The sequence below is a fragment of the Oscillatoria sp. HE19RPO genome, from assembly GCF_024220515.1.
Taxonomy (GTDB): Bacteria; Cyanobacteriota; Cyanobacteriia; order Cyanobacteriales; family Laspinemataceae; genus Laspinema.
Genome location: NZ_JAMXOT010000114.1, coordinates 1 through 5,875 on the forward strand (window position 1 = coordinate 1; position 5,875 = coordinate 5,875).

The following is a 5,875-nucleotide window of genomic DNA, read 5'->3' on the forward strand; positions in this document are numbered from 1 at the left end:
CGGAGGGCCTGCGCATTGCGCCCCTACATTGACGGCGCTACTCCGTTGATCCATCACTACGAACGAACGTTTTGGAGAGTTTATTTTTTGGAGTTCCCTAAGCACCTATAAAGAGACTAGAGGATCCAGACAGGGGTGCGTGACTTGGCTGACGCCAAGTCACGCGGTAACGACTGAAGTCGTTACTACAAACATTTTCCCCATCTCCTCCAAGACCCCTGGAAAAAAAATTTTATAAAAACAGTTGACAAAACCAGGGAGGTATCTGTTAGTATGTTTAAGGTCAGAGAAATGGGGCGTCGCCAAGCGGTAAGGCACCTGGTTTTGGTCCAGGCATCCGGAGGTTCGAATCCTTCCGCCCCAGTTGACTACAACGCTATAAATCAGAGTTCTGATTTATAGCTTAGTTCAGAAAATCACTGAATGAAGGCGTCTGCTATCAGTGTGAAAGCGTCTAAACAAAAGACCCACTTTTTATTAAAAAGTGGGTCTTTTGTTTTGGAATGAATTCTGACAGCCTGCCGCCATTTGTGGGAAAATTGGCAAGGAGATTCTCTACCCTGAAATCTGATTGTGTCTAACCCTCCGACAATTCTAGCCCTTGATTTTGATGGCGTCATTTGTGACGGATTAATCGAATATTTCCAAACCACGTGGCGATCGTATTGCCAAATCTGGCAGAATGCCGATCGCCTCCCCCCGGAAGAAATCGCGCCCTTATTTTATCAACTCAGACCGGCGATCGAAACCGGATGGGAGATGCCAGTCCTGGTGCGATCGCTGCTTTTAGGAACCAACCCTGACCAAATATTAGAAAACTGGCCCGCAATTTGTTCGCAAATCGTTACTGCTGAAGGATTAGACCCGACTGAGTTAGCGGCGATCGTCGATCGCGTCCGGGATGAATGGATTGCCGAAGATCTCACCGGCTGGTTGAGTTTGCATCGGTTTTATCCGGGAGTCATCGATCGCCTGCAAAGCTACCTCGCCTCCAGTCAGCAACTGGTGATCATCACCACCAAAGAAGAACGCTTCGTGCGATCGCTGCTGCAACAACAAGGCATCCAACTCCCAGAAGACTGCGTATTTGGCAAAAATGTCAAGCGTCCCAAACACCAAATTCTCAGAGAACTCCTGGGAAAAATCACCCCAACCCCAACCATTTGGTTTGTAGAAGACCGCTTAAAAACCTTAGAATCCGTCCAAAAACAACTGGACCTGACAGCAGTCAAATTATATCTAGCAGACTGGGGATATAATACCCCCAGCGATCGCGCAGCAGCACAGAACAATTCCGGGATAGAACTCTTGTCCTTATCTACCTTCGGTCAAGACTGTTCCGTTTGGCCTTAACTCGGTCCCCAATCATCAAAAGGTCCGGCCCTGGGCTATAAAATAAATACAGCAAAAGCAACAACGGGCTATTTTATACCCAGGGGGAACGGATGCTAGATCTGACCAAAATCGCAAGGCAAATGCAGGGAATCAGCGAACATCTTTCCAGAGAAGCGGAACAATCCCGCCAGCGGTTGGAAGTCGCCCAAAAATTGCGGAAAAAAGCTCAGGGAGAGCAAGAGCATTTGATCCAGGAAAGAGAAACCTGGCGCGATCGCATGGGATTTCCCGTTGCTATTCCTGCTGAACCCCTGGACTTTACCCCCTACATCCCCACCCCCCCCAACGTCCAAACCGTCCTGGCGACGGATGGGTCTCAGATTGCACCCTCCCACCACGAAATTGCCTACTGTTACTTAATTAATGTCGGGCGAGTGATTCTCCATTATGGTCAAAGTCGCCTCCCCCTGTTAGATAGTCTGCCGGAAGTGTTTTATAAACCCGAGGACTTATATATTTCTCGGCAATGGGGGATTAAAACCGAAGAATGGATGGGGTATCGACGGGGGGTTTCCGAGGCGATCGCCCTAGCGGATTTAGCCATTGCCTTGCGAACCCCAGGCAGCGGTCAAATTGCTCATCCAGAAGCGCCGATTTTAGGGATGGTTGATGGTGCCTTGATTTACTGGTTTCTCGAACCCTTACCCACCGATGCGCGTCAGCTCATCCTCGGAGCCATTTTAGAAGCTTGGGAAAAAATGCGGCAAGTTAAGGTCCCGATTGTGGGATATATTAGTGCTTCCCGCAGCAGCGAATCCCTCAGCTTCTTAAGATTAGCCGCCTGTCCCCATCCTCATCCTGACTGTTTTAGTCATTGTCCCATCGAGGCAGATTCTGTATTGCGTCCCTACGACCAAAAAGCTCCCTGCCAAGTCTTTGATCCCTTGCGGGATACCACATTATGGGCCTCTGTACTCGAACCGGGTCAACGGAGTCCCCTGTGGCGCAGTTGTTCGCGGATTTTGGATTTATATCCTCCAGAACATCAAGTTTATTTCTGTTACCTTCATGTAGGGCCAGAAATTGCTCGAATTGATATGCCTGCCTGGGTTGCCAAAGATCCGTCTTTGTTAGACATGGCGTTAAGTATGGTTTTGTCCCAAGTGCAAAAAGGGTATGGCTATCCCGTGGTGTTAGCGGAGGCCCACAATCAAGCAGTGGTTCGGGGAGGCGATCGGGCTCGGTTCTTTGCTCTACTCGAACAACAAATGATTAAAGCGGGATTGCAAAATGTCGGGACCTCCTACAAAGAAACCCGCAAACGCGGCAGTATTGCTTAGGGGATTACAAAAAATAAAACCTCCAAAACGTTCGTTCGTAGTGAATGCTCAACGGAATAGCACCGTCAATGTAGGGGCGTATTGCATACGCCCCAGGGCGCAAGCATTTACTCCGACAGATACCTTTCTTTCAGTTGAACGGTTGGAGGATTTATATTTTGCAATCCCCTTGGTAAAAGTCGGTTTTCGCTTTTAGCCCGCGCAGGAGAGGCTCCGTCCTGTGAGCCTCCACCCTTTAGGGTGCGGGTTTTTACAGACCTTTGACAACCGGATTCCGTAGGAGAAGGATGAAGAGGGAGTGCGTTCCCTAGAAGTATCCACAGGAATTACACAGATTTGAAGAATTCACCCTAAATGTAGAGGCGATTCGCGAATCGCCTCTACATTTGGGCCTCGATGTTACAGATTGTGTAAATCCTTTCCCACTCATCGTTCAAAACTCAAAACTCCCCTCATCCAGAGTTTCCAGTAATAAATTCACCTGTTGCTGTCGTTGCGAGAGGAACGATTCGCACTGCCGTAAATACTCAACTGCCGTCGTGAATTGGTCGAAAACCTCAGCTAATTCTAGTTCCCCCGATTCGACTCGCTCAACGATCGCTTCAATTTGAGCCACCGTTGCCTCATAGTTCCAGTCTGGTTCGGGGGTAAAACCCTTGTTCTTAGAAGTCGAAACCCGCCCTGAATTGCTCATTTGCTGTTTGTCTGAAGGGACTGTTAATCAAATCAGCTTAATTTTAATAGATCCCTGGGTGAAGTGCGAGCAAAGGGCCAATTTTGTACCCGTTGTGGGTGAATTTTATCACAAAAAGGGTCAATTATTTAGTGATATATGCTCAATTTTCCAGAGTGAACCGTCGATTTCTCGCGCTGAATTGAGATTTGATAACGCCTCGTGATTCTCGGGGCCTCTTGACGATCCGGTTTGGGTAGGCTAGGCTAGAATTAAAAAAAAAATTATGCTATTTCTGCATGGAATTAACCCATAAAATCAACGGAATGGGACTGAAGCAAGAAACTTATACAAATGGCACGAACTCTCAAGCTAGAAATTAAGGAATCTTCAGAAGAACTGAAACATCTGCTGGATAAACAGACCAGTGTACAAATGAAGGAAAGACTGCAAGCTTTGTACTTACTGAAAACCGGAACCCTGTCTACTTTGCAAGAATTATCATCGGTGCTGGTCAGAGACCCATCAACCATTTATCGATGGTTTCAGAAGTACAAACAAGAGGGATTAGAGGGATTACTCAAACCCTACAAAAGCCCGGGTAAAACCACGACTATTCCTTTAGCAGCGATGGGAAAATTAAAGCAATATTTGGAGGAACATGAGGGATTTACCAGTTATGGAGAGATTCAAACTTGGTTAAAAGAAGAATGTGGGGTTGAAGTGAGTTATCATGTGGTTTATAGAGCCGTGCATCAGAAACTGAATGCCACAATCAAAGGGTGTAAAACCCCCAAAAGAATCATAAAAAAGAGTGGGAAGGGAGAAGCCAGCCAGTTCACCCAGAAGTCAGCAGAAGTGGGTTGGGGATCTGAGGAAAAGTCACCGATGTCCAACCTTTGAGTGTTAATTCTAATGAATGGAGAGGGAGTAGCGGACCTTAAAGCGAATTATGAGGGAATAGGGTTTTGCCGAGTCAGACCCCTGGGCTATTTTTTTGCCAAGCATGAAGCGATCGCCCCTTCTAGGTCCGGTTGACTTAATTCTGTGATGATAAAGACTTCTTGCACCGTTTTTCCCTGTCTGGCAATCACCTTATATCCGCCCAAAATAGGAACCGATATTTTTAACTTCATCTGGGGACAGTGACCTTTGGCGCGACCAATCACCCCAGGAGTAATGGTTTGAATGCCGAGGCAACCCGTTAACTTTTCCAGGATGGCGATTAAACCGGGAATATGGGTGGAGTGATTTAGAACCAAGCGACCGCCAGAAGGTTTTCCCATGAGATATTTACCCAATAGAATAGTATTTTCAAAGATAATGGGGAACCAATCAGAGGCTGGTACAGCCTGGAAATCAGCTTGGATACCCTAGACGAGAAATTGCGCGTCTGTAGCTTACAGTATGCAACCTCTTGGTTCATCTTAAGGGTAAACGGTTACCCCTAATCGTGAACCCTAAGCTGGCACGCCTGATTTTTGTAACAGGATTAGGCTTTTTCTAAAGGAGCCATCGTCAATCCAGCGCGGCTGAGTTGCTGATGGTACAATTCAGCTTGCTCTAAAGGACCCACCCAGACCGTGGCTTGTCCTTCAAAGTGAACTTGATTGGTGAGTTCCCAAGCCAGATCGCTCGTCATGTTGGGAATGTACTTCATTAAGCAAGAGGAAACGTGCTGAAACGTATTAAAATCATCGTTAAGCACGATTACCTTATAATTCGGATACGGTTGTCGGGTAACTTGACCAACTTGGTCCGGCGCAATAGTCGGCGCTGTCGCCATTGATCGAATCTTTACTGAAAGTCCCCTAGTCATAGCCTTCGCCTTACCGAATTAAGTTAACAATAATAGTTCTTTAGTGTTTCTCAGTTAGTTTAACAAGGAACTGTCCAATCATCAATCGATGGAGTGGGAAGGAACCCGATAGGGACTTCCAAAAAATCAACTCTTCTCAGGGCTCTCCCCCTTTCCCCAGAGGTGCAGGCGGCAGAGCCTCCAGTCCCCAAGCAAGGGTTTAAGCTTTGTCATTTGTTATTTGTCATTGGTTATTTGTAATTTGTTATTTGTAATTTGTTATTTGTCTCTGCCTCCAGTCCCCAAACAAGGGTTTAAGCTGCCTACTGTACCTGTCACGGCTTCAACAGGATAGCCGATTCAACTACGAAATCGTTGTAGCCAGTTTAAGCTGCCTATTGTACCTGTCACAGCTTCAACTCGTCATCATAGGTGCAGGCGGCAGAGCCGCTCATAGTGAGTGACGCGCTTAAGCCACGTCACGAGGCAATTAGCAACAATGGTCGCAGAAACCCGGTTTCTGAGTCCTAGGTAGGGGTGGACTGCTTTACTTTTTGTGTTCTGATTACCAAGGGAATAATTACATTCCGTCCTACCCGCTGCTGAGGTTTCCGTTGCTCGTCCAACTTATCAGGGGTTCGACCTTTTCCCTGAACTCAGTCAGCGTTTTTATTCGTTCCGACTCTCGATTGTTTTGACAGGTTAGGGCGGTTCAATTCGCCCGGTCGC

Annotated in this window: 6 protein-coding genes and 1 tRNA gene; 4 read left to right on the forward strand and 3 right to left on the reverse strand. The window is 47.1% G+C overall.

Going from position 1 to position 5,875, the window contains the following annotated elements; translation table 11 throughout:
* The first annotated feature begins 292 nt into the window (after positions 1–292).
* From NG833_RS11260 to NG833_RS11270, 3 genes are all read left to right on the forward strand, one after another.
* Positions 293–364, forward strand: a tRNA-Gln gene (locus NG833_RS11260).
* A gap of 209 nt (positions 365–573) precedes the next feature.
* Entirely contained in the window at positions 574–1,353 is a 780-nt protein-coding gene (locus NG833_RS11265) for an HAD family hydrolase (protein ID WP_375293902.1), read from the forward strand.
* 92 nt (positions 1,354–1,445) lie between these two features.
* Positions 1,446–2,675 (forward strand): DNA double-strand break repair nuclease NurA, encoded by a 1,230-nt coding sequence (locus NG833_RS11270; RefSeq protein ID WP_254565385.1) that lies wholly within the window; start codon positions 1,446–1,448, stop codon positions 2,673–2,675.
* A gap of 433 nt (positions 2,676–3,108) precedes the next feature.
* Here the strand turns inward: NG833_RS11270 and xseB are convergent, their stop codons facing one another.
* Positions 3,109–3,369, reverse strand: a complete 261-nt coding sequence (xseB, locus tag NG833_RS11275) for an exodeoxyribonuclease VII small subunit (RefSeq protein ID WP_254565386.1) — start codon at positions 3,367–3,369, stop codon at positions 3,109–3,111.
* 333 nt (positions 3,370–3,702) lie between these two features.
* Here xseB and NG833_RS11280 point away from each other — a divergent pair, with 333 nt between their 5' ends.
* Positions 3,703–4,251 (forward strand): helix-turn-helix domain-containing protein, encoded by a 549-nt coding sequence (locus NG833_RS11280; protein ID WP_254565387.1) that lies wholly within the window; start codon positions 3,703–3,705, stop codon positions 4,249–4,251.
* Positions 4,252–4,337: 86 nt separating this feature from the next.
* On the opposite strand, the gene NG833_RS11285 is transcribed toward NG833_RS11280, so the two are convergent.
* Entirely contained in the window at positions 4,338–4,634 is a 297-nt protein-coding gene (locus NG833_RS11285; protein WP_015148445.1) for a DUF2103 domain-containing protein, read from the reverse strand.
* A 206-nt stretch (positions 4,635–4,840) separates the two neighbouring features.
* Positions 4,841–5,134, reverse strand: a complete 294-nt coding sequence (gene clpS, locus NG833_RS11290) for an ATP-dependent Clp protease adapter ClpS (RefSeq protein ID WP_156824050.1) — start codon at positions 5,132–5,134, stop codon at positions 4,841–4,843.
* Positions 5,135–5,875 lie beyond the last annotated feature (741 nt).